This window comes from Denitromonas ohlonensis, assembly GCF_007625205.1.
Lineage (GTDB): Bacteria > Pseudomonadota > Gammaproteobacteria > Burkholderiales > Rhodocyclaceae > Nitrogeniibacter > Nitrogeniibacter ohlonensis.
In genome coordinates this window covers 1-24479 of the sequence record NZ_VMNI01000001.1, presented here as the reverse complement: position 1 = coordinate 24479, position 24479 = coordinate 1, and the positions used below count along the sequence as shown (strand labels likewise).

Below are 24479 nucleotides of genomic sequence, written 5' to 3'. Positions count from 1 at the left end.
GCAATGAACAGCAAAGCGAAGCCGTTGATATTTTCCGGCAAGACCCTCGATGTGACCTGGGACAGCCGTCTGTGTATCCATGTGGCCGAGTGCGGGCAGGCGGCGGGTGAGCTGTTTGTTGGCGGGCGAAAGCCATGGTGTCAGCCCGATCTGTCGGACACCGACGAGGCGAAACAGATTGTCGAGCGCTGCCCGAGCGGCGCGTTGGCCTATCGCGACACGTGCGGCGGTGCGGCGGAGGTCGCGCCAGAAGTGAATACGGTGTTTGTGGCCTGCAACGGGCCGCTGTTTGTGCATGGCGACCTGCATATCGACGGCGTCGATCCGGCGGCGCAGCCGGGCCTGCAGTTTCGGGCCGCGCTGTGTCGATGCGGGGCCTCCAAAAACAAACCCTTTTGCGACAACAGCCATGAAGCGGCGGACTTCAAGGACTACGGCGCGGTGGGCGAGCGAGGTGATTCGGCCGCCAGCTCGGGCGGGGCGCTACAGATCACGCCGCTCAAGGATGGCCCGCTCTTGTTCAATGGCAATCTGCGTATGCACGCGGCGAGCGGCCGTCTGGCGTGGCAGGGGGCAACCGTGGCGCTGTGCCGCTGCGGCGCGTCGAAGAACAAGCCCTTCTGCGACGGCAGTCACGTCAAGGCGGGCTTCACGTCGGATTAGGCTGAACCCACCACGGATGCCTTGGCATTCGTGGTGTGCTCAGCATGCCGGGTCACTGTGTGGGCGGAGCAGGTCGGCGGCTTTGCTGGTGGGCAGCGAATTCCGCCGGGCTGATCGCACCGTCGCCGTCGGTATCCATCTCTGAAAAGGACGGCATATTGGCCAAGCCCCGCATCTGGTAACCCTGCTGGGCGCGTTCACCCACCCGCTGGTTGCGCGCCTGGGTGAGCTCGTCGGCCAGTATCCGGCCGTCACCGTTCAGATCGAAATCGGCGAATGCGGGCTGGTTCTGGCCCATGCCACCGCCCCGTCCCATGCCTGCACCCGGTCCCATGCCTGCACCCGGTCCCATGCCGCCACCCGGTCCGCGACCGCCACCCGGTCCCATCCCGCCACCGGGACGGTTCTGGAATTGCATGGCCTGGCCGGCCGCCAACTCGTCGGGACTCAGGCTGCCATCGCCGTTGGTGTCGAGGCTGTTGAACGCGGGCGCGTTGGCGGCGCCACGCATCGGCCGGCCATCGGTGGCCGCAGCCGCCTGCCGGCTGGCACGGAAGGCGTTGAATTCGGCCTCGGTGACGGCGCCGTCGCCATTCTGGTCATAGGCTGCGAACGGCGCGGGGCCACGCGGTGGTGGGGTTTGCGCATGAGCGGGCAGCGCGAAAGACAGGCTGATCGCCGCGGCGAGCAGTGTTGTCGAGAGCAGGGAATATCGTGGTCGCATGATTCACCTCCACAGATTGCGTCTGATGCCCGATACGCCGGGCGAGACAGGGTGCGTTGCACTACCGCGGGCGACTGGCGCCGAGGCAGTGGCTTCATGTCTATCTTCGCGCGATGGGCGGTGCACTCGTTGCGCTGGATCAACCGATTGACATTGTCTGACGGGCGGGCGGTCAGGGGGTGAACATGCGCCGATTGGGGCCGGTGGCGCGGGCGACGAGGGCATCGCCTTCGGCGGTGAACAACACATTTGACATGGCGAACGTCAGGCGCGGATTGCGGCCGACTGCCTGGAAAATTTTCTCGCGCTTTTCGGCCACTTGCTGCAGGGCGGATTCGGTGTAGCGAAACACCACCTTGTCGCCACGCTGGTAGGCGGTGGCGTCGCCTTCGAGGAATTCGATTTCGCCGGCCACGCGCAAGCGGCGCTCGCCCTTGTCGGTATGCACTGTGTGTTCGGCGATCAGTTCGACCGGACCGTTCACCTCGCGCTGGCGCATGGCCAGTGCGTGCCAGTGGTCGGTCGTGTCGGTGGCAAAGAACTGCCCGCCGACGAGCTCGCCGTTAAGGCGAATCTGGTGTTCGATCAGCGCATTGGCGGCGCGCCGGCGAAACGCGCCCATCGCGTCGCGGGTGTAGATGCTGGCCGCGTCGAGCTGGATGAGCTGCACTTCCAGCGTGTGGCCGGGCTGGATGTCGAGCGTGTCGAGGTTCTTCTTTAACGAGGCCAGCTTGTAGCCGTAGTTCACCGTGTCGGCTGCGAAATCTTCACTGCCCAGATAGGTGCGCAGGGAGTCCAGCACCTTGGTGGCGGCAGGCGCCGTATTGCCCAGGTGCCGGGCGGTCTTGGCGAGCGGGGGCAAGACATCGTCGCCCAGCTTGGCGACGGCGATGGCGCCGAAGATCAGCACCACCATCACCGCCTTGCCCAGCTTGATCAGGCAGCCCGGCGGCGGATGCGGTACGGCGACAGGGCCACGGCGCCGCCACAACCACAGGCCGAGGCCGGCGAAGGGCAGGAGCATGATGGTGCTGCCGATAAGCACACCGACCGTGTCATGCGGGTGCTTGCCGTGGGTGATGCAGGGCAGGGGCGCGGTGGCGGGGAGGCTGGTCTTTGCCAGTTCGCCGCAACTGCCGTTGCGCATGCCAAGCATGTCGACCCGCCGCAGGGCGTCGGCGCTGGCCGGTGGCTGGATCAGCCCGGCCAGGGCGCCGGCGGGCACAATGGCAATGAAGCTGGGGCGGGCAGAGGCGGTGCCGTTGGCGGCGACGGCAAAGACGGGGACGTAGTCGGTGTCCGCGACACGCTGAGGCAGATACGGTCCGTCCAGGGCGATCGTGCCGTCATGGATGGCGAGGTAGTCATGCTGGTCGATATCTTCGCTGGCGAGTTGCGCGGCGGTGGCGCTCAGCAAGACCTTGTTCTGCGTGAGATCAACGGCCAAGACCAGCGCGAACAGCGCCAGCGGGATCCCCATCAGGCAGACGGCCAGAAACTTCCTCAACAGAATCCTCCAACGGTTGGCGGGCTGCGCCCTGGCGCCGGCCATGCGACAGCCGCGTCATGACGGACGCGTTCTTTGGAGGATAGACGACCGGGCGGTGTTTAGCCGAGCAGGCCGGGGAAGAGGGTGGTCAGGCCGTCGGCCATGACTTCGACGGCAATCGCCGCGAGGATCAGGCCCATCAGACGGGTCATGACGTTGATGCCGGTCTGGCCGAGGAAGCGGCCGATGCGCTCGGCGGCCGAAAACACGGCGAGCGTGGCCAGGCCGACGATGACGCCGTAGAGCACGAGCACGCCGAGCTCCCACCATTTCACGGTTTTTTCGGCGTAAATCACCATGGTCGAGATGGTGGCCGGGCCGGTGAGCAGCGGGATGGTGAGCGGCACGACGGCGATGCTCGAGCCCGCGTCGGCGCGGTGGGCGCCTTCATCGATGTCTTGCGGCTTGGATTCGGCCGGCTCGGCGCCGAGCATCTGGATGGCGCTCATCAGCAGCAGCAGGCCGCCACCCACCTGGAAAGAGGCCAGCGAAATGCCGAAGAAGCCGATGATCTGCAGGCCCAGCAGGGCGCTGAGCGAAATCACCACAAAAGCCGAAAACGCAGCGACCCGCGCTGTTTGGGTGCGGTGGCGTTCCGAAAAGCTGCGCGTGAAGTGGATGAAGAAGGGCACCACGCCGATCGGATTGACGATGGCGAGCAGCGTAATGAGGGGTTTGAGAAGCGACTCCATGAGAGGCGGATGTTGGCATTGAACCGGCGTGCGGGCAAGCGGCCGTTACCCTATCCTGCTGTCGGCAGGCGCCGTGGCGGGATTTTTTTCGCTAGTTGTGACAGTATGCCGTTCCTCCGCACAATTGCCATGGATCAAGTTTTTGCCATGATCGTACGAAAGCGCCAGAACGCGTTGGCGTTGTTGTTTGCCCTGCAAGGTTCGGTGTTGCCGCGCATTTTTCCGCAGGTGCTGTGTGCAGGCATGTTCGGCCTCATGGTCGCCGCGGTGCACAGCAGCCACTTTGCCAATGTCGCGCAATACACCACCAGCCCCTTTACCCTGCTCGGCATTGCGTTGTCGCTTTTTCTCGGCTTTCGTAACAACGCGGCCTACGATCGGTGGTGGGAGGCACGCAAGCAATGGGGCCGGATGGTCTATGAAGTGCGCAGCCTGGTTCGGGTGAGCGAGGCGCTGTTGGGTGCGACGCATCCCGAGCGGCGCGAACTGCTGGTGTGGCTGTCGGCCTTCGGGCATGCCCTGAGGGGCGGTCTGCGTGAGCGCGATGTGCGTGATGAGGTGGCAGCGGTGCTGGGTGAAGCGCGCGCGGCCAATGCGCTGGCCGCGCAGAACCCGGCGGACTATTGTTTGCGGGAAGCGGGGCGTTCGCTCGGTCGCTGCTTTGAGGCCGGTTGCATCGATGGCCAGGGGCTGCGGATTCTCGATGAGCGGCTGACCGGGCTGGCTGAGGTGCAGGCTGCCTCTGAGCGGATTTGCCGCACGCCGCTGCCGTATGCCTATACCTTGCTGGTGCATCGCACCGCCTATCTGTATTGCTATCTGTTGCCCTTCGGCCTGGTGGGGTCGATGGGCTGGTTTACGCCCTTGTTTACCGCGATCGTGGCCTACACCTTCTTTGGTCTCGACGCCTTGGCCGAGGAGCTCGAGCAACCGTTCGGCGAGACGGCCAATGCCTTGTCGCTCGACGCGATTTGCCGCACTGTCGACATCTCGATCGCCGAGGCGCTCGACGAACCGGTGCCGGAACCGCTGGCGCCGGTCGATCACATTCTGCTTTAGCGGCCCGCCACCGGACGGAAGGGCCTTGCCGGAGGTTTTCTGATGACAGAAGCGCGCTATCTGGATGACTTCTCTGTCGGCGAGCGTTTCTGCTCGCCCGGTTTCACGCTAACCGAGGCGGCGATCATCGATTTCGCCAGCCAGTACGACCCGCAGGCCTTTCATCTGGACGTGAATGCGGCGGCCGAGTCGCTCTACGGCGGGCTGATCGCCAGCGGCTTCCAGACCCTGTCGCTGTCTTTCCGGCTGTTCATCCAGAGTGGCCTGCTGGCGGCTTGCAGCATGGGCTCGCCGGGGATCGACGAGTTGCGCTGGCTGGCGCCGGTGCGCCCGGGCGACACACTGCATACCGAGGTGGAAGTGCTTGAGGTGACACCGTCGCGCTCAAAGCCTGATCGCGGCATTCTCAAGTTGAAATACATGGCGGTGAACCAGCACGGCGATACGGTGCTGACGTATCTGGTGAATCACTTCGTAAAGCGGCGTGTGGCCTGAGCCCGATCAGGCGGTCATCAGGACGACCGCCAGCCCGAGCAGCGCGGCGATGGCCAGCCCGAGCGCCCACTGGGTGTTGCGTTTCTGGCGGTCGAGCGTGGCGACGAGGCGTTCGTTCTGCTCGGCGAGTTGAGCGATGAGTTCAGAGCGCTGTTCGGCTTCTTGCGTGAGGTCGGCCATGCAGCGTTCCAGAGCCGCCAGTCGGGCGACCGGGTCGTCGATGACGGTGTCCGGCGCGGCCTGGGCCTCGTCACGCGCCTTGGTGCGCTTCCATAGATCGCGCGCGCCACGGGCAATGCCGGGGGCGGCGGCGATGACTTCCGTCCAGGGGATGATTTTGGCGGCGGCGAGCCAGGGGATGGGCATGGGGCTGTGCTCGGTGTGAGATGTGTCTGTACGACCACACCGCGCCGCCCCGGTTCCGGCAGCGTGCCAGAACCGGGGGATGGGACTCAGGCGGGCGGTAGCTTGTCGAGCTGCGGCTTGAGCTTGGCGACGGTGTCGCGGAAGCCGGCCAGACGGGCGCGTTCCTGATCGACCACGGCAGCCGGGGCGCGGGCGACAAAGCTCTCGTTGGCAAGCTTGCCCTCAGCCTTGGTGATCTCGCCTTCGAGGCGGGTGATCTCCTTGGTGAGGCGCTCGCGTTCGGCGGCGATGTCGATCTCGACCTTGAGCATCAGGCGGAAGTCGCCGGCCACGGCGACCGGGGCCAGCTCGTCGGCGCTGATGTCGGTGACGACCTGAACCTCCGACAGCTTGGCCAGGCCGGCCAGATACGGCGCGTAAGTGCTCAGCGTGTCGGTGTTGCCGGCGGCGATCAGCGGCATGCGCTGGGCGGGGGAGATGTTCATCTCGCCGCGCAGGTTGCGGCAGGCGTAGATCATGCCCTTGAGCTCGGCCACTTTCGCTTCGGCGACTTCGTCGATGCGGCTGAGGTTGGCCTGCGGGTAGCGGGCGAGCATGAGCGACTCGGTGTCGCGGCGCTTGGCCATGGGTGCCACGGTCTGCCATAGCTCTTCGGTGATGAAGGGCATCACCGGGTGGGCCAGGCGCAGCACGGTCTCGAGCACGCGCAGCAGGGTGCGGCGGGTGGCGCGCTGCTGAGCCTCGTTGCCAGTCTGGATCTGCACCTTGGCGAGCTCAAGATACCAGTCGCAATACTCGTCCCAGACGAATTCGTAGATGGCTTTGGAGAGCAGGTCGAAGCGGTAGTCGGCAAAATGCTGGGCGATCTCGGCTTCGGTGCGCTGCAGCTTGGAGACGATCCAGCGGTCGGCGAAGGAGAAGTCGAGCTGGCTGGCGTCGCAGGCGATGTCAGTGCCCAGACCGCAATCCTGGTCCTGGGTGTTCATCAGCACGAAACGGGTGGCGTTCCACAGCTTGTTGCAGAAGTTGCGGTAGCCCTCGCAGCGGGCGAGGTCGAACTTGATGTCGCGGCCCGGGCTGGCGAGCGAGGCGAAGGTGAAGCGCAGGGCGTCGGTGCCGAAGGCCTGGATGCCTTCGGGGAATTCCTTGCGGGTCTTCTTCTCGATGCTGGCAGCCTGCTTGGGGTTCATCAGGCCGAAGGTGCGCTTTTCGACCAGCTTGTCGAGCGAGATGCCGTCGATCAGGTCGATCGGGTCGAGCACGTTGCCCTTCGATTTGCTCATCTTCTGGCCTTCCGCATCGCGGATCAGGCCGTGCACGTACACATGCTTGAAGGGGATTTTTCCGGTGATCTGCTGGGTCATCATCACCATGCGGGCGACCCAGAAGAAGATGATGTCGAAGCCGGTCACCAGCACCGTCGAGGGCAGGTAGAGGTCGAGCGCGTCGTTGGATTTGGCCGGCCACTCAGCCGTCCAGTCCAGCGTGGAGAACGGCCACAGGGCGGAGGAGTACCAGGTGTCGAGCACGTCTTCGTCGCGGCGCAGGCCGTGGTCGCGTAGCTTGGCGATGAGGGCGCGGATCTCGGCGGCTTCGTCGGCCTGATGCTGCTGTTCGGCGCCGCGGGCGCGGTCTTCGAACCCGGCAATGGTGGCGTCGAGCTGGGCCAGTGCATCGGCTTCGCTGCGCGCCACATAGACGTTTTCGAGCGCGTCGTACCAGGCCGGAATCTGGTGGCCCCACCACAGCTGGCGCGAGATGCACCAGTCCTGGATGTTGTTGAGCCACTGGTTGTAGGTGTTGACCCAGTTCTCGGGGTAGAAGGTGATCTCGCCCGAGGCCACGCAGTCGAGCGCCTTCTGGGTGATGCTCTTGCCGTCATTGCCCGGCTTGCTCATGGCGACGAACCACTGGTCGGTAAGCATCGGCTCGATGACCACGTTGGTGCGATCGCCGCGCGGCACCTTGAGCTTGTGCGCTTCCGTCTCAACCAGCACGCCGGCCGTTTCGAGATCGGCGATCACCGCGGTACGGGCAGCAAAGCGCTCTAGCCCGGCGACGTTGGCCGGCAGGGCGACCGTGCTCTTGGCCTGACCTTTGGTATCGAACACCTCGGCGCTGGCCGGCACGGTGCCGTCCAGGTTGAGAATGACGATCATGTCCAGGCCGTGACGCTGGCCGACGGCGTAGTCGTTGAAGTCATGCGCCGGGGTGACCTTGACGCAGCCGGTGCCGAACTCGCGGTCGACATAGTCGTCGGCGATGATCGGGATGTCGCGCTCGGTCAGCGGCAGACGCACGGTCTTGCCGATGAGGTGGGCGTAGCGCTCGTCTTCGGGGTGCACCATCACGGCGACGTCGCCGAGCATGGTTTCAGGCCGGGTGGTGGCGACCGTCAGGCCGGTCAGCTCGCCGATGGGGCCGTCGGTGAAGGGGTAGCGGATGTGCCACAGCTTGCCGTCTTCTTCTTCCTGCACCACTTCGAGGTCGGACACTGCGGTGCCGAGCTTCGGGTCCCAGTTGACCAGGCGCTTGCCGCGGTAGATGAGGCCTTCGTTGAACAGACGCACGAAGGTTTCGGTGACGGTGGTGGACAGGCCGGCGTCCATGGTGAAGCGCTCGCGCTTCCAATCCGGGCTGGTGCCCAGGCGACGCATCTGGCCGGTGATGGAGCCGCCGGAGTATTCCTTCCACTCCCACACTTTTTCGAGGAATTTCTCGCGGCCGAGCTCATGGCGGCTGACGCCCTGCGCATCAAGCTGACGTTCGACGACGATCTGGGTGGCGATGCCGGCGTGGTCGGTGCCGGGCTGCCACAGCGTGTTGTCGCCGCGCATGCGGTGATAGCGGGTGAGCGCGTCCATGAGGGTCTGGTTGAAACCATGACCCATGTGCAGCGTGCCGGTGACGTTGGGCGGCGGCAGCAGGATGCAGAAGGCGTTCTTGTTGGAGGTGTCGAGGCCGGCGTCAAAATAGCCGCGCGACTCCCAGTCGGGGTACCAGCGGCGTTCGATGTCCGCAGGCTCAAAACTCTTGGCCAGTTCCATGGTGTTCCGTAAGCGTGGCAATGGGGGCGAATCCGCGATTATAGCGGATGGCAGCCGCGCTGACCGGCGCTGGCGCGGGGGAGATCAGCGATTGCGTGGATCGTTGGCGTCGAGCAGTTCGGAGATTTCTTGCGAGATGTCGGCCAGCAAGGTGGCGCGGGCGCGGGCGTGGATTTGATTGAGGATGCGGGTGCGCGCCTGTTCGAGCTCATCGGCCAGGACTTGCGGCAGCTCGTTGCTCAGCCATTCGTCGATGCGCCGGTTGAGCGTGGCGTCGAGGTCGATCAGCTGTTCGACAAAGCCGGCGGCCGGGGCGGGTGCCTCGCGGACGGCGCCGGTGAGCACCGGAATGTCGTCGTCCTCTACCTGCTCGGTGAGTACCGGAATGTCGGTGTCCGGGCCGGGCGCACGGTGGCGCTGGAGCAGCGCGTCGGCCTTGTTGAGCAGGCGGTCGGCCTCCTCGGTTTCGGGCAGGATGATGAACGGATCCCTGGATTCGAACATGTCAGCTCGCAGCTGTGTTGTGGGCGATGGGCGTGTGGCCCTCACTGGCGTACTGGCGCCAGCGATTGCGGGCGGGCACCTTGAGGGCTTCGTCGGTGCCGACCACTTCGACCACCATCTTGAAGCGCGCGTAGTCGGGCGGCAGCGCGGCGGCGAGGTTGATCAGCACGTCGTCGTGCGGCCAGCCATCCGCCGGCGGGGTGTCGCCCAGGGTGATCGGGGTTTCGGCGGCCAGTGGCGAGCTGAAATGCGTGTGCGGCAGGAAGTCGGTGGGCGGACGGGTCCACAGCAACTGATCGAGCTGGTGCGCGATGGACTCGTCGGGCAGCAGCACCGACACCTTGCGGCCCGAGCGGAAGGCCCGCACCGCAAGGTGGCAGGTGACGCCGAGAAGGTCTTCGGCGTTGTGATAGAAGTGGATGTCCGTCACGCCGGTCTCAAAGCTGGCCGGCGCGGGCGATGAGGAACTCTGTCAGCAGCGGCACCGGACGGCCCGTGGCGCCCTTGGCGTCGCCCGAAATCCAGGCAGTGCCGGCGATGTCCAGATGCGCCCAGGTGTAGGCCTTGGTGAAGCGCGACAGGAAGGCCGCTGCGGTGATGGTGCCGCCGTAGCGCCCGCCGATGTTGGCCATGTCGGCGAAATTGCTCTTGAGCAGTTCCTGGTAGTCGTCCCACAGCGGCAGTTGCCACACGCGGTCGCCAGTGCTTTGGCCGTGATCGGTCAACTCGCGGGCGAGGGCGTCGTCGGGGCTCAGCAAGCCGCTGGGAATCTTGCCCAGGGCCACCACGCAGGCGCCGGTGAGGGTGGCGATGTCGATCACGCAGGCCGGCTTGAAACGCTCGGCGTAGGTCAGCGCGTCGCACAGAATGAGGCGGCCTTCGGCATCGGTGTTGAGGATTTCGATGGTCAGGCCCGACATGGAGGTGACCACATCGCCCGGCCGGGTGGCGTTGCTGCCGGGCATGTTTTCGGTGGCCGGCACGACGCCGATGACGTTGATCGGCAGATCAAGCTGGGCGACGGCTTGCAGCGTGCCGAACACGCTGGCCGCGCCGCACATGTCGTACTTCATCTCGTCCATTTCGGCAGACGGCTTGAGCGAGATGCCGCCGGTGTCGAAGGTGACGCCCTTGCCGACCAGCACGATCGGCGCATCGTCAGCCTTGCCGCCGCGGTGTTCCATGATGATGAATTTCGGCGGCTGCTCTGCGCCTTGAGCGACGGCCAGCAGCGCGCCCATGCCCAGCTTGCTCATTTGCGCCTTGTCGAGCACCGTGACTTTGAGCTTGTGATCCTTGCCGAGCTTCTTGGCCGTGTTGGCCAGGTAAGTGGGCGAGCACACATTGGGCGGCAGATTGCCCAGATCGCGGGCCAGCGCCATGCCTTCGGCAATGGCCAGGCCTTGCGCCACGGCCGTGATCAGCGCTTTGGAGGACTTGCCGGGGATCAGAAACTGGATTTTCTTGATGCCGCGCTTGGCGCTCTCGTCAGCGCCCTTTTTGGGGGCGTCGAAGCGATAGGCCGCCGCCGCAACGACGCGCGCGGCCTGACGCAGCCGCCAGCTCAGATCGCGGTTAGGCACCTCGACTTCGGCCAGGCTCACGCTGGCTTCCTTGCCACGCAGGCCGGCCAAGGCCTTGCCGGCGGCGTTCAGCGCGTCGCGGTAGGCTTTATCGTTGAGTTCATCCTGCGCGCCGAGGCTGACCACCAGCACGCGCTCGGCGTCGACGCCCGGCAGCAAGGGCAGCATCAGCGTGGCGCCGGCCTTGTCGTCGAGGTCGCCACGCGCAAGAAGCGCGCTGAGCGCGCCGCCGCTGGCTTGATCCACTACCTCGGCCGACGGCGTCAGGCGCGCCTCAGCGTAGGCGCCGACGACGATGCAGGCGCGCTTGAGTTTTTCAGGGGATCCGGTCTTTATGGTAAATTCCACGGGCTATTCCTTTAAGACGACGTCTCGGTCAGGGTGGCAACGATTATGGCCTCTCCGCAATACGCCGTCAAAATGCACCCCATCATTCAACCGTCATTAGCGCAATGATCTTTCTGCGCGCCGCTCAGCGAGAATTCGCCAACACCGCCATGGCGGTGTTTGTCGCCTTGTTTGCCATTTTGGTGACCACGGTGCTGATCCGCCTGCTCGGACAGGCGGCGGGCGGGCGTGTGCCTTCCGATGCCGTGCTGGCGCTGATCGGCTTTGGCGCCCTGGCGCAATTGCCGATCGTGCTGTCGCTGACGGTCTTCATCGCCGTTTTGATGAGCTTGTCCCGCAGTTATCGCGACTCCGAGATGGTGGTGTGGTTCGCCGCCGGCGTGCCGCTGACCCGCTGGATCTCGCCGGTGCTGCGCTTTGCCGTGCCGGTGGCGGTGGTCATCGCCGGCGTCACGCTGGTGCTGGCGCCCTGGGCGCAGTACAAGAGCGTGGAATACAAGGAACGGCTGAACAATCAGGACGATGCCGCGCGGGTTGCGCCGGGCGTGTTCCGTGAGTCGGCGGGCGCGCGGCGGGTGTTTTTTGTCGAAGTTGGTGCCGGCGAAGACGGGCGCGTGCGCAACGTGTTCGTCAGCTCGGTGCAGGACGGCAAGCTGGGGGTCATGGTGGCCGAAGAGGGCTATCTGCGCACCGGCGAAAACGGTGAGCGCTTCGTGGTGCTTGAACGTGGCCGGCGTTACGACGGCACGCCGGGCTCGCCCGACTATCGGGTGATGCGGTTCGACCGCTACACGCTGCAGATGGCCGCGCAAGGCGTCAAGGACTTGCCGGTGCGCAACCGGATGCTGCCCTTGAATACGCTGCTGGAAGATCCCAATCCGGCCAATCTGGGCGAGCTGGCCTCGCGGGTGGGTCTGCCGGTGGCTTCCTTGATTCTGGCCTTGCTGGCGATTCCGCTGTCGTTTGTGAACCCGCGGGCCGGGCGGACCAATAATCTGATCGTGGCGATTCTGACCTATCTCATCTACAGCAACGCCATCAGTGTGAGTCAGGCCTGGATTGCCCAGGGCAAGGTGAGCTTTGTGGTCGGCGCCATGGCGCCGCATCTGGTGATGGTGGCGGTGCTGGCCGCCTTGTTCTATCGCCGTCTGGCGGTGTACTCGATCTGGCGGAGGCGGCGGGCCTGATGCGTATTCTTCGCCGCTATCTCGCACGGGAAATCATCGGCGCCACCTTCATGGTGTTGCTGGCTTTCCTCGGCCTGTTCGCCTTCTTCGATTTCATCAATGAACTCGATTCGATCGGCAAGGACGGCTATCAGGTGCATCACGCGCTGATCTACGTGGCGCTGATTCTGCCCGGCCGGGTGTACGAGCTGATGCCGATTGCCGTGCTGATCGGCAGTCTGTTTGCCCTGACCACCTTGGCGCGACACTCCGAGATTACGGTCATGCGGGCCTCCGGACTGTCGACGTCCCGCCTGCTGCGCGAGCTGTCATTGATTGGTGTGCTCTTCGTCGTGCTGACCTTTGTGTTTGGCGAATATGTTGCGCCGCCCGCCGAAAAGGCCGCACAGCAATGGCGGCTGACCGCCACCGGATCGACCGTGTCGAACGAGTTGCGCTCGGGGCTGTGGGTGCGGGATGGCCATCGGTTCATCAACGTGCAGTCACTGACCCCGCAGCGCGAGTTGCAGGGCATCCGCATCTATGAGTTTGACGACAAACTCACGCTGCGGACCATCAGCGACGCCAAGCATGGCCTGTTTGTCGAGGGTGTCGGCTGGCGTCTGACCGACATCGCACAGACCATTTTCGAGGCCGATCGCACGCGGGTGGCGACGCTCGACGAGTTGTCGTGGGCGTCCGAGCTCACGCCCGAAGTGCTCAGTGTGCTGATGGTGACGCCCGAGCGCATGTCGGTGACGACCTTGTATGCCTATTTGCGCCATCTGACCGACAACAATCAGAAGACCGATCGTTATGAGATCGCCTTGTGGAAGAAGATTGTCTATCCCTTTGCCGTGCTGGTGATGATGGCGCTGGCGCTGCCATTTGCCTATACCCATGACCGCATGGGCGGCGTCAGTGTGAAGGTGTTCGCCGGCATCATGCTCGGCGTCGCCTTCCATCTGCTCAACGGCTTGTTCTCGAATCTGGGCGTGATCAACGCCTGGCCGCCGGCGGTGGCGGCACTGGCGCCGAGTACGCTCTTCCTGATCGCGGCGGCGGTCATGCTGCATGGTGTTGATCGGCGCTGATCGGCGTAGCGCCGTTGGGCCTGACATAAAAAAACGGGACCGCGAAGGTCCCGTTCTCTTTTCCAGCGACTACCCGGATCAGCCCTTCTTGCGGGTGAGCTTTTCCTTGATACGTGCCGACTTGCCGGTACGACCGCGCAGGTAGTAAAGCTTGGCGCGGCGCACATCGCCACGACGCTTCACTTCAACGCTGGCGACCAGCGGCGAGTAGGTCTGGAACGTGCGCTCAACGCCTTCACCGGACGAAATCTTGCGCACGATGAAGTTGGAGTTGAGACCACGGTTGCGTTTGGCGATAACCACGCCTTCGTAAGCCTGAAGACGCTCACGCGTACCTTCCTTGACCTTCACCTGAACCACCACGGTGTCGCCCGGGGCGAAATCGGGGAGGGTCTTGTTTTCGGTCAGGCGAGCAATTTCTTCTTGCTCGAGTTGTTCGATCAGATTCATGTGCGTGACTCCTTGGTCAGTTCGCGATGGCCTGTGGCCTTGCAGGCAGAGCAGGTCGCCACCTGATGCATGCGTTTTTTCATTCGACCTCGTCCGACTGCGTCGGGGAGGTCGCCTCATGATCCTGCTTGAAAGCTTCAAGCAGTTTCATCTCGTCACGGCCCAGCTTGCGCTGAGCCAGTAATTCCGGTCGTCGCAGCCAGGTGCGCCCCAGCGCCATCTTGAGTCGCCAGCGCCGGATTTCGGCGTGGTTTCCCGACAGCAGCACGGGCGGCACGGCTTGGCCGTGGACATCCACCTCGGGGCGGGTGTAGTGCGGGCAATCGAGCAGACCATCAACAAACGAGTCTTCGACTGCCGAGTCCGCATCGTTCAGCGCCCCGGGCAACTGACGGATGATGGCATCGAGCAGCACCATCGCCGGCAGTTCGCCACCGGACAACACAAAGTCGCCCAGCGAAATTTCTTCATCCACACAGCGATCGATCAAGCGTTGATCGACCCCTTCATACCGCCCGCACAACAAGGTCAGTGCCGGCGCCTGTACCAATTCCATCACCTTGGCGTGATCGAGCGGTCGCCCCTGGGGGGACAGATAGATCACGCGTCCGGCCTGGCCGAGCGCTTCTTGCTGCGCCGTACCGGCCGCTGCAATGGCCGCTTCCAGCGCCGGCGCCTGCATCACCATGCCGGGGCCGCCGCCATAAGGCCGGTCGTCCACCGTGCGGTGTACATCGTGCGCAAAGTCGCGCGGATTCCAGCATTGCAGCCCGTAAAGGCTGCGTTCCTGGGCGCGCCGGCTGATGCCACTGCCTGTCAGCGCGGAGAACATCTCCGGAAACAGGGTAATGACGTCGTATCGACGCACCCGCCTACCAATCCTTCTGCCACACGACCCGAATCCGCTTTTCAGCAAGATCGACATCGAGCACATAGGCGGCGACGAAGGGAACGAGATGCTCGTCTTCGCCGTCGGCAATCTGGAGCACATCATGCGCGCCGGCCGAGAGCAGGGAAGAGACGGTGCCCAAGGCCTCGCCCGCTTCGTTCTCAACCTGCAGGCCGATCAGATCGCCCCAGTAGTACTCGTTGCTGTCAGTCGCCGGCATCGCTTCGCGCGGCGCGGCAATGTATTGCCGTGTCAGCGCTTCCGCGCCATTGCGATCAGCGACGCCCTCGAAGGCGGCGATCCAGCCTTTTCCGTGCGCCCGGCAACCGGCCAGCTTGTAGGCTTTCCATGCCGGCGCCTCGGCCGTGTCATCTGGCGAGAGCCACCACTGCGGCATCTTTTTCCAGGACAGGGGATCGTCCCCGAAGGGATGAATCTTGACCCAGCCCTGGACGCCAAAAGGGGCGACGATGCGCCCCAGTATGATCATCGGATGCTTCCCGATGTGGCCGTTCAGGCGGCTTTGGCGGCCTGCTTGACCAGACGGGCAACCGTCGGGGACAGCTGGGCGCCGTGTTGCTGCCAGTGCGCCAGGCGCTCGGTGTCGATCACCAGACCCTGAACGGCTTCCGGCGCCATCGGGTTGTAGAAACCAACGCGCTCGATGAAGCGGCCGTCGCGGCGATTACGCGAATCGGCGGCAACGATGTTGTAAAACGGGCGCTTCTTGGCGCCACTGCGGGCAAGGCGAATAACCACCATGTTGTGTTCGTCCTGACTAATGATTCGAGAAAAGGGCGGAATTTTAAGCGATTTCCCCAAGGAAAACAATCTCTTTGGGACTTACGAAGGAAAGACTTCCGCAATTGTTTGCTGAATGGCCCGGGCGGCGGCCAGCGGATCGGCTGCCTGACGGATGGGGCGACCGACCACGATGTAGTCGGCGCCGTTGCGGAAGGCTTGGGCGACATCGACCGTGCGCTTCTGGTCATCGGCCGGCCGGTTCTCCACCGGGCGGATGCCGGGCGTGACCACCAGCAGGCGATCGCCCAGCTCGCGGCGGATCATCGGCGCTTCGAGTCCGGAGGAGACAATGCCGTCGATGCCGGTTTCGAGTGCGCGACGGGCACGGGACAGGACGAGTTCGTCAACATTGCATTGGAAGCCCAGATCGTTCAGGTCGCCCTGGTCGAGACTGGTCAGCGCGGTGACCGCGAGGACTTTGAGATCGCCCTTGTCCTTGACGGCCGCTTCCATGATCGACTGGTTGCCGTGGATGGTCGCCAGCGTGGCGCCACTGCCGGACAGGGCGCGGATGGCGGAGCGTACGGTTTCAGGCACATCGAAGAATTTCAGGTCGACAAAGACTTTCTTGTCGCGCGCGACCAGCCAGTCCAGCAGATCGAAATAGCCGCTGGTCATGAACAGTTCGAGACCGATCTTGTAAAAGGTGACACTGTCTTCGAGCCGTTCGACCAGATCGCGGGCAGCGGCGGCGTCGGCGACATCGAGCGCCATGATCAGACGGTCGGCGGGGGTGATGGCCTTGGATGAGCGGTAATCTGGCGTGGATGTTTGCATTGTGATGGCAGTCAATGGGAAAGTAGCACCTATTATCCTAGAAACCGCAGTTGACCGCTTGTGCCCATGAGCAAGGTATTGAACGTGCGAACCTTTTCGGCTTCGAGGCTGATCACCCTGTGGGTGATAGCGCTACGCGCCCGATTGCGCGCCGGGCGGGCCGCCTTGCTGCGTTGCTCCTCCTTGCAGCGTGCAGGCTGTGCGTCCCTTGCCAGACAGCCCGCCCGGCGCACACTCAGGCGCGTCCAACTACGGTTTCTAGGATTATCCCGTTTCTTTGGTAATCCGGTCGAGGCGGGAGACTGGCATTGTGCCAGAACAGGCTGTTTCTTCATTAGAATGGCAAACGAATCGGATCAATGACGAGCCCGCGACTCATGTCAGAACCTCTCATGCAGGATGCCGGACCCGCAGCGTCAGTCCTCGCCTGGTTGGCCGGCGAGCCCGCTGACGACCCGGTCGAGGGCTTGCAGGAGCTGTCGGACAAGCTCGATGAGTTGATGCGCGCCGAGCTGACCCCCGTTCAGCTGCACCGGGGTGTCGAGCTGTTCTTCATGCGTGTGCGCGATGTGCGCGAGGTGCTGGTGCCTCGGCTGGTCGAGCGCGCGCTGCCGCTGCCCTCCAAAATATTCAACGCCGTGAGTCGGCTTGAGTCCATTTGCCTGGTGCTGGCCAAAGGCTATGAGCGGGTGATGGCGGATCTGGGCTCCGGTGTGGTGACGCAGCGTCGCCGCCCTGAGGTGCTGGCCACGCAGGCCTTGACCTTGCTGGGCGACGTGTTGTGGCTGGCCGGCATGAAAGGCGCGACGCCACGGGCGGGTTTGTGGAGTGAGGCGCACCGCATTTTTGGCAATGCCGCGATTGCGGCCGGCTCGGCGGCCTTGCCGGCCGAGATTCCGCGCGGTCAGGTGCAAACGGCGTACAAGCGTTTGCTGGCATTGGCCGCGGCACAGCCTGAAGCACTCACCGCGCGCGAGCTGGACTGGACCGTGCGCTACCTTGAGCAGTGCGCCTGGCGTTCCGAACTTTCGCCGAATCCGCGCACCGATATTGAAACCTGGGATTACTGGATCGATCCGGCGCAAGATGTTGGCCCGATTGCCATGGTGCGACGCGCGCCGCCGCCCGTCGATGGCATGCTGTATTTTTCGGCGGCCGAACTGGCGCGGGGCGCCACGGGGCATCTGGAACGCCTGGAAGCCGCGCTCGATGGCGGCGGCGAGGTGGTGCCCGGCGCCGACCTGCCCGAATTGCCGGCTGGCTTGCCGCCGGGCGAGATTTCCAAGCTGTTGCGCTGTCTGCGCGAGCGCTGGGCGATGCCGCCGCGTCGTGAGCAATTGCGGCGGCGTTGCCAGTACGACGTTGAAGTCTGCGTGGGACTGCGGTCGATCTGGAAGCTTAAGCATGCGGGCGAGTCCGCGGCGGACATCGTCAGCTGGCGCGTGTTGAACGAGAGCCCGGGTGGCTACGCAATCATGAGCGTCGAGGCTAACACCGGCTCGCTGTCAGCTGGCATGGCGATGGCGGTACGCCGGGCCACGGATAGCGCCTGGTCGATTTGCGTGGTGCGTTGGGTGCGTTCTGACTCGCCCACTCAGGTCGAACTGGGCCTGCAAACCATCAGTTCGGCCGCCACACCGGTGCGGATTGGTTTCCGGGGCGGAGAGGGGCCGGGCGAGATGGTGCCGGCGCTGGTGTTGCCGCCCGTCGCCGCCGTGCGGCGTCATCAGGCCATTCTGGCGCCAGCCGGCGCCTATCGTTCGCGCCGCTTCCTGCTGGTCCATGAGTCAGAGCGCATCTATGTGGCACAAGGCCGCTTGCTGAGTCTCGACATGCAGACCTCCAGCGTCGAGCTGTTCCAGTTCGAATACGACCCTTATCCGCTCTGAGCGGGTGTTCCGTCTGAAAACACGGCGGTAATCGGTACGTCGCCCGTCGCGAGCAGATGGGTGATGCGGCTGTCGATGCGTTTTGCCAGCTCGCTGTCGGCTTGCGGATGGGCAATGCCGGGGCACAGCGCGAGGTGGCGAACAACGTCCGACAGGGAAATGTCTTCGGCGCGCTTGGCCAGTAGCCAGGCTTCGTCGTCGGACCGGGCAACCCAGCCAAACTCCCGCATCAGTTCAAGCAGGTTCTCGCCGACGGCGGTGGGTTGGCGCGCGGCGCGGTACAAGTCGTCGGCGCTGACGGTCTCACCGCGATGCTGGGCGTGGGTGAGCTGCTCGAGCATCATCAAGGCGCTGTAAGCGGGCGCGCCCGGAAAGTCAGGCAGCGTGCGTACGCTCGACGCGTAGGCCGGGAATGTCGCGGCGAGAATAGCGCCGAGCAGGATCACCACCCAGGATGCGTATAGCCAGAGCAGGAAGATCGGCAGTGTGGCGAAGGTGCCGTAGATCAGCGTGTAGCTCGGAAAGCGCGCGAAATACAGGCCTAGCGCGCGTTGCATCAACACAAAGGCCAGTGCCGCCGACATGCCGCCGATGAGCGCGTGCCAGGCATTGACCCGGGTGTTTGGAATGCTGAAGTAGAGAAAGGCGAACAGCAGGCCAAGCAGCAAGACGGGCAGCGTGCGGAACACGATGATGCGTAGCCACTGCGGATCGTTGACCAGACCGAGCGAGGTGCTGATCAGATAACTCGTTGCGGCCAGGCTGGCACCCAGAAACAGCGGGCCGAGCGTCAGTACCACCCAGTAAATGGAAATGCGCGCCATCAGCGGGCGGGATTTGCGCACGCCCCAGATGGTGTTGAGGACCCCGTCGATGGTGAGCATCAGCATCAGCGCGGTGACAATCAGGAAGGCGGTGCCAATCAGGGTCAGGTTGGCGGCTTTTTGTGAGAACTGCAGCGCGTAGGTCGCGACGATCTGGCCGGCTTTTTCGGGCAACAGGTTTTGCAGCAGAAAATCGCTCAGGGTCTCGCCCAGGTGCGAAAAGCCGGGGAAGTTGCTGAACACCGCGATGGTGACCGTGAGCAAGGGCACCAGCGCCAGCAGCGTGGTGAACGTCAGGCTGCCGGCCACTTCCGGGCAGCGCGTATCGACAAAGCGCTGAACGAGCAGGCGGGCAAAATCCCGAAGATGGATGAAGAGCTTGGGCAATGCGTTCGGGGCCGGGAGCGGCTTTGGCTATAATCGCGCCATTGTAGGGTCTGTTGCCAATCATTTGGGGACAAAGCGACCCCCCGAGCGAATGGCCGCCGTGCCTTACCAATGAGTTGAACATGAAAGAAGTGCTTGTCCTGTATTACAGCCGCAAGGGTTCGGTGCGTGCCTTGGCCGAGGCGATTGCCGAAGGCATTGAGCGGGTGCCGGGTGTCGGCGCACGCGTTCGCACGGTGCCGGCGGTGAGCACGGTGTGCGAGGCCGCCGAAGACGCCATTCCGACCTCGGGGCCGGCGTATGTCGAAACCGCTGACCTGGACGAGTGCATTGGCCTGGCGCTGGGCAGCCCGACCCGCTTCGGCAATATGGCGGCGGCGATGAAGTATTTTCTGGATGGCACGATCGCGCCGTGGGTCAACGGTTCGCTGGTCGGCAAACCCGCCTGCGTATTTACCTCAACCGGCAGCCAGCACGGCGGTCAGGAGAGCACCTTGCTGAGCATGATGCTGCCGCTGATGCACCACGGCATGTTGATGATGGGCCTGCCCTATACCGAGCATTTGCTGTCCTCCACCCGCACTGGCGGCACGCCGTATGGCGCCTCGCATGTTGCCGGCTCGGATGGCAACCCGCTGCTGAGCGACGAAGAGCGCAAGCTGGCGATGGCGCAGGGCGAGCGCCTGGCGCGTGCTGCATTGGCGCTGGAGGCGGCACGATGAAGGCCCGGACCGTGGCGTGGATCGCCTCTGCCCTGTGGATTGCGCTTATCGTGTTATGCGTCGCCTGGGAGGCCTGGCTGGCGCCTTTGCGGCCGGGTGGCTCATGGATGATGGTGAAGGCGGTGCCGCTGCTGGTGCCGCTGTTTGGCGTGCTGCACGGGCGCCGCTACACCTATCAGTGGGGCTGCATGTTCGTGCTGATCTACTTCATGGAAGGCGTGGTGCGGATGAACGACCCCGGCGGCGTGGCCTTGTTGGCGCGCATCGAGATTGCGCTGACGCTCGCGGCCTTTTTTGTGATGGTGTGGTACGCGCGGATGACTGCACCATCGCGCCAGCCCAAGGCGCAGTAAGCGCCGCCCCGGCGCCGGGGCGGCGGTTGAACCCGCCTCAGATCTGCGGGTTGAGCTTTTCGAACTTGCCGTGCAGCTTGTTCAGTGCGTTGAGGTAAGCCTTGGCCGAGGCGACGATGATGTCGGTATCGGCGCCCTGGCCGTTCACCACCTTGCCGTCGCGCGACAGGCGCACGGTCACTTCACCTTGGGCGTCGGTGCCAGTGGTGATGGCATTGACCGAATACAGCAGCAGCTCCGTGCCGCTCTTGGCCACGGTTTCAATCGCCTTGAAGGCCGCGTCGACCGGCCCGGAGCCCTCGGCTTCGGCCTTGATTTCCTTCTCGCCGACGTTCAGCGTCAGGCTGGCTGCCGGGGTTTCGCCGGTTTCTGAGTGGAAGCGCGAGGCGACCAGGCGGTAGTGTTCCAGCTCGGGCGTGACGGCCTCGTCGGAGATCAGCGCCTGCAGATCTTCGTCGAAGATCTCGTGCTTCTTGTCGGCCAGCTCCTTGAAGCGGGCGAAGGCGTGGTTGAGGTGCTCTTCGGATTCAATCGCTGCGCCGAGTTCGATCAGACGGCTACGGAAGGCGTTGCGGCCGCTGTGCTTGCCCAGCACCAGTTTGTTGGCGCCCCAGCCCACATCTTCGGCGCGCATGATCTCGTAGGTTTCGCGGTGCTTGAGCACGCCGTCCTGGTGAATGCCGGACTCGTGCGAGAAGGCGTTGGCGCCGACGATGGCCTTGTTTGGCTGCACCGGGAAGCCGGTGATGCCCGACACCAGTTTGGACACCGGCACGATCTGGGTGGTGTCGATGCGCGTGTCACAGGCGTAGACATCGCGCCGCGTGCGCACGGCCATGACCACTTCTTCGAGCGAGGCGTTGCCCGCGCGTTCGCCGAGGCCGTTGATGGTGCATTCGACCTGACGGGCACCGGCGCGCACCGCGGCCAGCGAGTTGGCGACGGCGAGGCCGAGGTCGTTGTGGCAATGGACCGACCACACCACCTTGTCGGAATTCGGCACGCGCTCGATCAGGGTGCGGATCGTGTCGGCGTACTGCTCGGGCACGTTGTAGCCGACGGTGTCGGGCACGTTGATGGTGGTGGCGCCGGCCTTGATGACGGCTTCGAAGATACGGCACAGGTAGTCGATTTCCGAGCGACCGGCATCTTCGGCCGAGAACTCGATGTCATCGGTGTATTCGCGCGCCCAACTGATCGCCTTGACGGCTTGCTCGAGCACCTGGTCGGGGCTCATGCGCAGCTTCTTCTCCATGTGGATCGGGCTGGTGGCGATGAAGGTGTGGATGCGACCGCTGGCGGCGGGCTTGATGGCCTCGCCGGAGCGACGGATGTCGTTCTCGTTGGCGCGGGCCAGCGAACAGATGGTGGAGTCCTTGACGACTTCGGCGATGGCACGCACCGATTCGAAGTCGCCGTTGGACGCGGCGGCAAAGCCGGCCTCGATCACGTTGACCTTCATGCGCTCGAGCTGACGGGCGATGCGCAGCTTCTCGTCGCGCGTCATTGAGGCGCCGGGGCTTTGCTCACCGTCGCGCAAGGTGGTGTCGAAAATGATCAGTTGGTCAGTCATGGTCGGCTCCTGTCGGGTTCCGAAGTTCGGGATTCAGGGTGTCGCCCGCCGGTGAGGGCGAGGCGAAAAGCGTGTTGGCGGGAGGTGTTTGTAATGATCAGCGCGCGGGGCGCAGCAGCGGGCCGAGCGGCCACGGCGCGAGCGGGAAGGCGTCGCGCAGAGGGGGGCTGAAGGGCGGCTCGAAGGCGGGCATGTCCTTGAATATAGGCCAGTTGCGCGTGATCTGACAACCGGCTTATGAGGCGGGTGGCTCGTGGCCGGGAATTTTCTTCCCGAAGCGGTGCATCACAAACAATACATAGCCTGACGCGGCGTAGATCAGGAACAGCAGAAACAGCACCGAGGCGGGATCGAGCGAGATCAGCGCAAAGCCGAGCATGATCGCCAGCACCGCAAAAAACGGCACCCGGCGGCGCAGGTTGAACTCTTTGCCGCTGAAATACAGCACGTTGCTGACCATGGTCAGGCCGCCAAAGATGGTGAAGAAACACACCACCCAGCGCAGGTCCGGCCCGCTAAAGCCGTTGTCGATGCCGACCCACACGAGGCCGGCGATGAGTGCGGCGGCGGCCGGGCTGGGCAGGCCCTGAAAGTAGCGTTTGTCCACCACGTCGATATTGGTATTGAAACGGGCGAGCCGCAACGCGGCACCGGCGCAGTAGATGAAGGCGGCGATCCAGCCCAGCTTGCCCATGCCGCGCAGCGCCCATTCGTAGGCTACCAGCGCCGGGGCGGCACCGAAGGAGACCATATCGGACAGCGAGTCGTACTCGGCGCCGAAGGCACTTTGCGTATGGGTGAGGCGGGCGATGCGGCCATCGAGGCCGTCGAGGATCATGGCGATGAAGATCGCTACGGCGGCGTGCTCGAAGCGATCGTTCATGGCCTGGACGATGGCGTAGAAACCCGCGAACAGGGCCGCGGTGGTGAACAGGTTGGGAAGAATGTAGATGCCGCGGCGACGCTTTTCGGGGTCGAAGAGGGGTTTGCGCGGAGGCACGTCGGCCATGGTGAAACCTTTGAAAACGCCCGCCGAGTGGGGCAATGAGCCCGATTCTACCCCACCTCGCCACCCCGTGCGGGGTCGCGAGGTGCGGAGTCAGGGCAGTTTGGCGACGATGCTGGCCGAGGCGAGCACCTTGTCGCCAATGGTGACGCTGGCCTTGCTGCCGATCGGCAGATAGAGGTCGACGCGCGAACCAAAACGGATGAAGCCATAGCGCTCGCCGCGTTGCAGGGTGTCGCCCTCACGGGTGTAGCAAAGAATGCGGCGTGCGGCGAGCCCGGCGATCTGCACGCAGGTGATGTCGTCACCGTCGGCGGTGTGCAGCCACATCGCGCTGCGCTCGTTTTCGCCTGATGCTTTGTCCAGCGCGGCGCTGAAGAAGCGCCCCGGGTGATACCACAGTTGCTTGACCTCGCCGCTGACCGGACTGCGGTTGGAATGGGCGTTGAAGATGTTCATGTAAATGCTGATCTTCAGGCTGTCGCGGTCGAGATAGGGGTCGCGTGCGCGTTCGATGGCGACGATGCGCCCGTCGGCCGGCGACAGCACCTGGCGGGCGCCAGCCGGAATGGCACGCGGTGGATCGCGGAAGAACTGCAGCACGATCAGGAACAGAATCCAGAAGGGCAGTGCCAGAAACCAGCCGGTCGCGCTGTTGACGAGCAAGGCCAGGGCGAGGGCGATGCCGATGAAGGGCCAGCCTTCGCGCGCGATGACGGGGTGCGGATACGGATTGGACATGAGCAGCGCTCCAATGAAAACGGGCCGGAATCCGCCGTGTGGAGGATTCCGGCCCGGTCAAGCGGCGAACAGGTTTAGTTCTTGGACTGGTCGACCAGCTTGTTTTTCATGATCCACGGCATCATTTCGCGCAGCTGGCCGCCGACCTGCTCGATCGGGTGGGCTGCGTTGAGGCGACGACGTGCCGTCATGGACGGGTAGTTGGTCTTGCCTTCGAGGATGAACATCTTGGCGTATTCACCGCTCTGGATGCGCTTGAGTGCTTCGCGCATGGCGTAACGGGACTCTTCGTTGATCACTTCGTGGCCGGTCACGTACTCGCCAAACTCCGCGTTGTTGGAGATGGAGTAGTTCATGTTGGCGATGCCGCCTTCGTACATCAGGTCGACGATCAGCTTGAGTTCGTGCAAGCACTCGAAGTAGGCCATTTCCGGCGCGTAGCCGGCTTCGGTCAGGGTCTCGAAGCCCATCTTCACCAGTTCGACCGCGCCGCCGCACAGCACGGCTTGCTCGCCGAACAGGTCGGTTTCGGTCTCTTCGCGGAAGTTGGTCTCGATCACGCCGCCCTTGGTGCCGCCGTTGGCAGCCGCGTAGGACAGGGCGATGTCACGGGCTTTGCCGGAAACGTCCTGGTGCACCGCGATCAGCGAGGGCACGCCGCCGCCTTTGAGGTACTCGGAGCGCACGGTGTGGCCGGGGCCTTTCGGGGCGACCATGATCACGTCCAGATCGGCGCGCGGCACGACCTGGTTGTAATGCACGTTGAAGCCGTGG

The 24479-nt window shown here is 64.2% G+C and carries 26 protein-coding genes; 8 read left to right on the top strand and 18 right to left on the bottom strand.

Annotation, left to right across the window (positions count from 1 at the left end):
* Window positions 1–3: 3 nt before the first annotated feature.
* A complete protein-coding gene (locus tag FHP89_RS00130; RefSeq protein WP_144176437.1) occupies window positions 4–663 on the top strand; it encodes a CDGSH iron-sulfur domain-containing protein in 660 nt (219 codons plus the stop codon).
* 52 nt (window positions 664–715) lie between these two features.
* Here the strand turns inward: FHP89_RS00130 and FHP89_RS00125 are convergent, their stop codons facing one another.
* The 3 genes from FHP89_RS00125 to FHP89_RS00115 all read right to left on the bottom strand — a co-directional run bounded on the left by FHP89_RS00125 (window position 716) and on the right by FHP89_RS00115 (window position 3628).
* Window positions 716–1387 (bottom strand): EF-hand domain-containing protein, encoded by a 672-nt coding sequence (locus FHP89_RS00125; RefSeq protein WP_144176436.1) that lies wholly within the window; start codon window positions 1385–1387, stop codon window positions 716–718.
* A 172-nt stretch (window positions 1388–1559) separates the two neighbouring features.
* On the bottom strand, window positions 1560–2894 hold the full coding sequence (locus tag FHP89_RS00120) for a hypothetical protein (RefSeq protein ID WP_144176435.1): 1335 nt from the start codon (window positions 2892–2894) through the stop codon (window positions 1560–1562).
* A 101-nt stretch (window positions 2895–2995) separates the two neighbouring features.
* Window positions 2996–3628 (bottom strand): MarC family protein, encoded by a 633-nt coding sequence (locus FHP89_RS00115; RefSeq protein WP_144176434.1) that lies wholly within the window; start codon window positions 3626–3628, stop codon window positions 2996–2998.
* A 129-nt stretch (window positions 3629–3757) separates the two neighbouring features.
* On the opposite strand from FHP89_RS00115, the gene FHP89_RS00110 reads away from it, so the two are divergent.
* Together FHP89_RS00110 and FHP89_RS00105 are read left to right on the top strand one after the other, a co-directional pair.
* A complete protein-coding gene (locus FHP89_RS00110) occupies window positions 3758–4687 on the top strand; it encodes a bestrophin family protein (RefSeq protein WP_246116229.1) in 930 nt (309 codons plus the stop codon).
* 42 nt (window positions 4688–4729) lie between these two features.
* Complete coding sequence (locus FHP89_RS00105) at window positions 4730–5182, top strand: MaoC family dehydratase (RefSeq protein ID WP_144176433.1); 453 nt, start codon at window positions 4730–4732, stop codon at window positions 5180–5182.
* 6 nt (window positions 5183–5188) lie between these two features.
* On the opposite strand, the gene FHP89_RS00100 is transcribed toward FHP89_RS00105, so the two are convergent.
* The 5 genes from FHP89_RS00100 to FHP89_RS00080 all read right to left on the bottom strand — a co-directional run bounded on the left by FHP89_RS00100 (window position 5189) and on the right by FHP89_RS00080 (window position 11030).
* On the bottom strand, window positions 5189–5548 hold the full coding sequence (locus FHP89_RS00100; RefSeq protein ID WP_186300267.1) for a hypothetical protein: 360 nt from the start codon (window positions 5546–5548) through the stop codon (window positions 5189–5191).
* Window positions 5549–5634: 86 nt separating this feature from the next.
* Window positions 5635–8595 (bottom strand): valine--tRNA ligase, encoded by a 2961-nt coding sequence (locus FHP89_RS00095; protein WP_144176432.1) that lies wholly within the window; start codon window positions 8593–8595, stop codon window positions 5635–5637.
* An 84-nt stretch (window positions 8596–8679) separates the two neighbouring features.
* Complete coding sequence (locus FHP89_RS00090) at window positions 8680–9099, bottom strand: hypothetical protein (protein WP_144176431.1); 420 nt, start codon at window positions 9097–9099, stop codon at window positions 8680–8682.
* Window position 9100: 1 nt separating this feature from the next.
* Window positions 9101–9529 carry a DNA polymerase III subunit chi gene (locus FHP89_RS00085; RefSeq protein ID WP_144176430.1) on the bottom strand — a complete coding sequence of 143 codons (429 nt, stop codon included), beginning with the start codon at window positions 9527–9529 and terminating at the stop codon, window positions 9101–9103.
* A gap of 7 nt (window positions 9530–9536) precedes the next feature.
* On the bottom strand, window positions 9537–11030 hold the full coding sequence (locus tag FHP89_RS00080; protein ID WP_144176429.1) for a leucyl aminopeptidase: 1494 nt from the start codon (window positions 11028–11030) through the stop codon (window positions 9537–9539).
* Window positions 11031–11134: 104 nt separating this feature from the next.
* Between FHP89_RS00080 and lptF the strand changes: the two genes are divergently transcribed.
* Together lptF and lptG are read left to right on the top strand one after the other, a co-directional pair.
* A complete protein-coding gene (gene lptF / locus FHP89_RS00075; RefSeq protein WP_144176428.1) occupies window positions 11135–12217 on the top strand; it encodes an LPS export ABC transporter permease LptF in 1083 nt (360 codons plus the stop codon).
* Window positions 12214–13290, top strand: a complete 1077-nt coding sequence (lptG, locus tag FHP89_RS00070) for an LPS export ABC transporter permease LptG (protein WP_144176427.1) — start codon at window positions 12214–12216, stop codon at window positions 13288–13290. Before lptF ends, lptG begins: the two co-directional genes overlap by 4 nt.
* A gap of 78 nt (window positions 13291–13368) precedes the next feature.
* Here the strand turns inward: lptG and rplS are convergent, their stop codons facing one another.
* From rplS to pyrF, 5 genes are all read right to left on the bottom strand, one after another.
* On the bottom strand, window positions 13369–13740 hold the full coding sequence (gene rplS / locus FHP89_RS00065) for a 50S ribosomal protein L19 (RefSeq protein ID WP_144176426.1): 372 nt from the start codon (window positions 13738–13740) through the stop codon (window positions 13369–13371).
* A gap of 79 nt (window positions 13741–13819) precedes the next feature.
* Window positions 13820–14572: a tRNA (guanosine(37)-N1)-methyltransferase TrmD gene (trmD, locus tag FHP89_RS00060; protein ID WP_391525189.1), complete on the bottom strand. Its 753-nt coding sequence runs from the start codon at window positions 14570–14572 to the stop codon at window positions 13820–13822.
* 40 nt (window positions 14573–14612) lie between these two features.
* On the bottom strand, window positions 14613–15119 hold the full coding sequence (rimM, locus tag FHP89_RS00055; RefSeq protein WP_144176424.1) for a ribosome maturation factor RimM: 507 nt from the start codon (window positions 15117–15119) through the stop codon (window positions 14613–14615).
* Between the two features lie 23 nt (window positions 15120–15142).
* Window positions 15143–15391: a 30S ribosomal protein S16 gene (rpsP, locus tag FHP89_RS00050; protein ID WP_144176423.1), complete on the bottom strand. Its 249-nt coding sequence runs from the start codon at window positions 15389–15391 to the stop codon at window positions 15143–15145.
* Between the two features lie 81 nt (window positions 15392–15472).
* Window positions 15473–16210: an orotidine-5'-phosphate decarboxylase gene (gene pyrF, locus FHP89_RS00045; protein WP_144176422.1), complete on the bottom strand. Its 738-nt coding sequence runs from the start codon at window positions 16208–16210 to the stop codon at window positions 15473–15475.
* 377 nt (window positions 16211–16587) lie between these two features.
* On the opposite strand from pyrF, the gene FHP89_RS00040 reads away from it, so the two are divergent.
* Window positions 16588–18099: a hypothetical protein gene (locus FHP89_RS00040; RefSeq protein WP_144176421.1), complete on the top strand. Its 1512-nt coding sequence runs from the start codon at window positions 16588–16590 to the stop codon at window positions 18097–18099.
* Here FHP89_RS00040 and FHP89_RS00035 read toward each other — a convergent pair.
* Complete coding sequence (locus FHP89_RS00035; RefSeq protein WP_260851425.1) at window positions 18087–19310, bottom strand: YihY family inner membrane protein; 1224 nt, start codon at window positions 19308–19310, stop codon at window positions 18087–18089. The genes FHP89_RS00040 and FHP89_RS00035 overlap by 13 nt on opposite strands.
* Window positions 19311–19432: 122 nt before the next feature.
* Between FHP89_RS00035 and wrbA the strand changes: the two genes are divergently transcribed.
* The gene (gene wrbA, locus FHP89_RS00030; protein ID WP_144176420.1) at window positions 19433–20032 is read left to right on the top strand and encodes an NAD(P)H:quinone oxidoreductase; all 600 of its coding nucleotides are present in this window, start codon (window positions 19433–19435) and stop codon (window positions 20030–20032) included.
* Window positions 20029–20385 (top strand): DUF2069 domain-containing protein, encoded by a 357-nt coding sequence (locus FHP89_RS00025; RefSeq protein WP_144176419.1) that lies wholly within the window; start codon window positions 20029–20031, stop codon window positions 20383–20385. The genes wrbA and FHP89_RS00025 overlap by 4 nt, the downstream gene beginning before the upstream one ends.
* 37 nt (window positions 20386–20422) lie before the next feature.
* Here the strand turns inward: FHP89_RS00025 and FHP89_RS00020 are convergent, their stop codons facing one another.
* The 4 genes from FHP89_RS00020 to ilvC all read right to left on the bottom strand — a co-directional run.
* Window positions 20423–21958: a 2-isopropylmalate synthase gene (locus tag FHP89_RS00020; protein ID WP_144176418.1), complete on the bottom strand. Its 1536-nt coding sequence runs from the start codon at window positions 21956–21958 to the stop codon at window positions 20423–20425.
* 235 nt (window positions 21959–22193) lie between these two features.
* A complete protein-coding gene (pssA, locus tag FHP89_RS00015; RefSeq protein ID WP_144176417.1) occupies window positions 22194–22967 on the bottom strand; it encodes a CDP-diacylglycerol--serine O-phosphatidyltransferase in 774 nt (257 codons plus the stop codon).
* A gap of 90 nt (window positions 22968–23057) precedes the next feature.
* Window positions 23058–23705 (bottom strand): phosphatidylserine decarboxylase, encoded by a 648-nt coding sequence (locus FHP89_RS00010; protein WP_144176416.1) that lies wholly within the window; start codon window positions 23703–23705, stop codon window positions 23058–23060.
* A 74-nt stretch (window positions 23706–23779) separates the two neighbouring features.
* The coding region (ilvC, locus tag FHP89_RS00005; protein ID WP_144176415.1) for a ketol-acid reductoisomerase at window positions 23780–24479 on the bottom strand (700 nt) is incomplete at its 5' end.

What these genes read in the sequence shown, in the direction of transcription:
- rimM (WP_144176424.1), bottom strand. Translation starts at nt 15,119, where the DNA reads ATGATCATACTGGGGCGCATCGTCGCCCCTTTTGGCGTCCAGGGCTGG.
- trmD (WP_391525189.1), bottom strand. Translation starts at nt 14,572, where the DNA reads ATGTTCTCCGCGCTGACAGGCAGTGGCATCAGCCGGCGCGCCCAGGAA.
- FHP89_RS00110 (WP_246116229.1), top strand. Translation starts at nt 3,758, where the DNA reads ATGGATCAAGTTTTTGCCATGATCGTACGAAAGCGCCAGAACGCGTTG.
- pyrF (WP_144176422.1), bottom strand. Translation starts at nt 16,210, where the DNA reads ATGCAAACATCCACGCCAGATTACCGCTCATCCAAGGCCATCACCCCC.
- FHP89_RS00040 (WP_144176421.1), top strand. Translation starts at nt 16,588, where the DNA reads ATGTCAGAACCTCTCATGCAGGATGCCGGACCCGCAGCGTCAGTCCTC.
- FHP89_RS00010 (WP_144176416.1), bottom strand. Translation starts at nt 23,705, where the DNA reads ATGTCCAATCCGTATCCGCACCCCGTCATCGCGCGCGAAGGCTGGCCC.
- rplS (WP_144176426.1), bottom strand. Translation starts at nt 13,740, where the DNA reads ATGAATCTGATCGAACAACTCGAGCAAGAAGAAATTGCTCGCCTGACC.
- rpsP (WP_144176423.1), bottom strand. Translation starts at nt 15,391, where the DNA reads ATGGTGGTTATTCGCCTTGCCCGCAGTGGCGCCAAGAAGCGCCCGTTT.
- FHP89_RS00130 (WP_144176437.1), top strand. Translation starts at nt 4, where the DNA reads ATGAACAGCAAAGCGAAGCCGTTGATATTTTCCGGCAAGACCCTCGAT.
- FHP89_RS00115 (WP_144176434.1), bottom strand. Translation starts at nt 3,628, where the DNA reads ATGGAGTCGCTTCTCAAACCCCTCATTACGCTGCTCGCCATCGTCAAT.
- FHP89_RS00020 (WP_144176418.1), bottom strand. Translation starts at nt 21,958, where the DNA reads ATGACTGACCAACTGATCATTTTCGACACCACCTTGCGCGACGGTGAG.
- FHP89_RS00025 (WP_144176419.1), top strand. Translation starts at nt 20,029, where the DNA reads ATGAAGGCCCGGACCGTGGCGTGGATCGCCTCTGCCCTGTGGATTGCG.
- FHP89_RS00090 (WP_144176431.1), bottom strand. Translation starts at nt 9,099, where the DNA reads ATGTTCGAATCCAGGGATCCGTTCATCATCCTGCCCGAAACCGAGGAG.
- FHP89_RS00105 (WP_144176433.1), top strand. Translation starts at nt 4,730, where the DNA reads ATGACAGAAGCGCGCTATCTGGATGACTTCTCTGTCGGCGAGCGTTTC.
- wrbA (WP_144176420.1), top strand. Translation starts at nt 19,433, where the DNA reads ATGAAAGAAGTGCTTGTCCTGTATTACAGCCGCAAGGGTTCGGTGCGT.
- FHP89_RS00125 (WP_144176436.1), bottom strand. Translation starts at nt 1,387, where the DNA reads ATGCGACCACGATATTCCCTGCTCTCGACAACACTGCTCGCCGCGGCG.
- FHP89_RS00100 (WP_186300267.1), bottom strand. Translation starts at nt 5,548, where the DNA reads ATGCCCATCCCCTGGCTCGCCGCCGCCAAAATCATCCCCTGGACGGAA.
- FHP89_RS00095 (WP_144176432.1), bottom strand. Translation starts at nt 8,595, where the DNA reads ATGGAACTGGCCAAGAGTTTTGAGCCTGCGGACATCGAACGCCGCTGG.
- lptF (WP_144176428.1), top strand. Translation starts at nt 11,135, where the DNA reads ATGATCTTTCTGCGCGCCGCTCAGCGAGAATTCGCCAACACCGCCATG.
- pssA (WP_144176417.1), bottom strand. Translation starts at nt 22,967, where the DNA reads ATGGCCGACGTGCCTCCGCGCAAACCCCTCTTCGACCCCGAAAAGCGT.